Origin of the sequence: Citrobacter sp. wls717 (genome assembly GCF_005280955.1) — a bacterium.
In the GTDB taxonomy this organism is placed as follows: domain Bacteria; phylum Pseudomonadota; class Gammaproteobacteria; order Enterobacterales; family Enterobacteriaceae; genus Citrobacter; species Citrobacter werkmanii.
Genome location: NZ_SZWW01000046.1, coordinates 1 through 2,811 on the forward strand (window position 1 = coordinate 1; position 2,811 = coordinate 2,811).

The following is a 2,811-nucleotide window of genomic DNA, read 5'->3' on the forward strand; positions in this document are numbered from 1 at the left end:
TGAACATGAGGTGAACGGAACCCTTTCTCAGAGAGAGCATGTTCATTATCCCGCCAACACATGTTGATGCTTTCTGAAACTGAGATGTTAACTGAACATGGTGAGTGGCGGGGGGGGGTTATTGTCTGCCGGATGGCAGCATGGAGGGCTTACCCGACCTACACTATCTTACGTAGGTCGGATTAGCACGGTGCCATCAGGTACAAGATTACTTCTTCACGCGTCCAGGGAATTTCATTTCACTGTAGCGAACGAAATGAGTCCCTTTCGTCAGCTTGTAACCAAACCAGATAATCAGGAACAGTGGAATACCGATATAGGTTGCCATCACGCCGCCCCAGTCAATACTGTCCTTCAGGAACGCTTCGTAGTTCTGACCCAGAGTGATGATCAGGCACAGCACAAAGGCAAAGATCGGCCCCAGCGGGAAGAAGCCAGAACGATACGGCAGATCCTGCACATCATGCCCCTGCAGCACATAACCACGACGGAAACGATAATGGCTGATAGCAATCCCTAACCAGGCGATAAAGCCCGTCATCCCGGAAGTATTCAGCAGCCACAGGTATACGGTCTGGTTGCCAAACATTGAGGTCAGGAAGCACAGCCCCGCCACCACCGTAGTTGCATACAGTGCGTTACGCGGCACACCGCCACGAGACAGTTTGGCGAAGATACGCGGCGCTTTACCGTCGCAGGCCAGGGTGTAAAGCATACGCGTTGAGGCATACATCCCGGAGTTACCCGCAGACAGTACCGCCGTCAGGATAACCGCGTTCATTACCGCTGCCGCAGACAGCAGACCCGCATGCTGGAATACCAGCGTGAACGGGCTAACGCTGATGTCTTTCACATCGTTACGCAGCAGGCTTGGATCGGTGTACGGAATGATCAGGCTAATAATCAAAATCGCGAACACATAGAACAGCAGGATTCGCCAGAACACCTGACGCACCGCGCGTGGAATATTCTTCTCAGGATCTTCCGATTCACCTGCCGCGATACCAATAAGCTCAGTTCCCTGGAAGGAGAAGCCGACAATCATCGCCACGCCAATCATAGCGGCAAAACCACCGGCAAACGGCGCATCACCGGTCGTCCAGTTGCTCCAGCCCACCGGCTGAGCGCCTTTGAAGATACCGAAGATCATCATTACGCCAACCACGATAAAGATAATCACGGTGGTCACTTTGATCAGTGAGAACCAGTACTCCGCTTCGCCAAACCCGCGCACGGAAATGTAGTTCAGCAGGAAGATAACGCCGAGGAACAGCGCACTCCAGATCCAGCCTGGCGTGTCCGGGAACCACCAGCTCATTACCAACTGTGCGGCTACCAGGTCAACGGCAATTGTCACCGCCCAGTTGTACCAGTAGTTCCAGCCCAGCGCGAAGCCGAAGCCTTCTTCTACATAGTTCTGACCGTAGGTGGAGAACGAACCGGAAACCGGCATGAAGGCTGCCAGTTCACCGAGACTGGTCATCAGGAAGTACACCATCAGACCAATCAGAATATACGAGAACAACGCGCCGCCAGGACCCGCCGCAGAAATAGTTGCACCAGATGCAACAAAAAGACCTGTACCGATGGAGCCTCCGATGGCAATCATCGTCAGGTGACGCGCCTTCAGTTCACGACGTAGCGTGGGCGCTTCTGTGGTTTTAGTTTCGGAAACCATGTGAAAATGCTATCCATCCAAAAAATGAGGCGCGATTGTAGCAGACGAAAGGGCTTTCTTCCGGCACAAATGCGCTGTTATAAGAGACCTTCATGACTGGCCGCGGATTATAAGTAAAGCAGAAAATGGGCGGAGCATGGCGGTTAAGACGAAACCGCCGTTATGCATAGAGGTGATATTACGCCAGTGAGTGCCTTATTCGCCCTGCGCAACCTGATCGCTGTAATGTAAAAAGCGCGTAATGGCATTAGAGAGATGCTTTTGTCGATGATGAACGCGCCAGAGCGTGCGAACTAAACGCGGCAGCGGCACAGGGACTTCACTCAGCGTACCCGCCTGTAACTGTTCTGCAATGACCCGACGCGACAAACAGCTGATACCGAGCCCATGGCGGACCGCATGCTTAATGGCCTCGGAGTTACCCAACTCCATCGCCATCTGGAATCTCGGCAGATGCGATAACAACAGGTAATCTACCAGTTCACGCGTACCGGAGCCTCGCTCACGTAAAATCCACGGCGAAGCAGCCAGTTGATTCAGCGTCACGGGACCTTTTGTCAGCGGCGAAGACGGGGCGGCAAACACCACCAGTTCGTCCTCCAGCCATGGTTCAGAGATAATTTCTGTGCTGTGGCACGGCCCTTCGATCAGCCCAATATCTACCCGAAAATCCAGAACAGCGTTGATCACATCCTGGCTGTTACCCACGCTTAGCTCCAGCGGTAAATCGGGAAAATCCTGGCGATAGCGGGCGATCATGGCGGGCAAAATGTAATTGCCGATGGTGCTGCTGGCATAGACGCGAATCGCACCATTATCCTCACGAAAAAGCTGTTCGATTTCTATCGTTTGCTCAAGTAACGCCAGCGCGCGCGGGTAGAGCAAGCGCCCGTGCTCATTGACCACCAGCCGCTTGCCAACGCGGTCGAAGAGCTGTACGCCAAGCTGCCCTTCCAGATCGGTAAGCGCCGCACTCACCGCCGACTGCGACAATGCCAGCATGACAGATGCCTGAGTCGTCGAGCCGCTTTTCAGTACCTCAGCAAACACTTCAAGTTGTCGCAGGGTGATATGCATAGTCGTTTTCCACCGGATATCCGTTACTTATACCCTAAATAATTCGAGTTGCAGGA

The 2,811-nt window shown here is 53.5% G+C and carries 2 protein-coding genes; both read right to left on the reverse strand.

What is annotated here, in order from left to right; all coding sequences use genetic code 11:
- Window positions 1–208: 208 nt before the first annotated feature.
- A complete protein-coding gene (lysP, locus tag FDX09_RS19510; protein ID WP_038642000.1) occupies window positions 209–1,678 on the reverse strand; it encodes a lysine-specific permease in 1,470 nt (489 codons plus the stop codon).
- Window positions 1,679–1,873: 195 nt separating this feature from the next.
- Entirely contained in the window at window positions 1,874–2,755 is an 882-nt protein-coding gene (gene yieE / locus FDX09_RS19515; RefSeq protein WP_038642003.1) for a DNA-binding transcriptional regulator YeiE, read from the reverse strand.
- Between the last annotated feature and the right edge of the window lie 56 nt (window positions 2,756–2,811).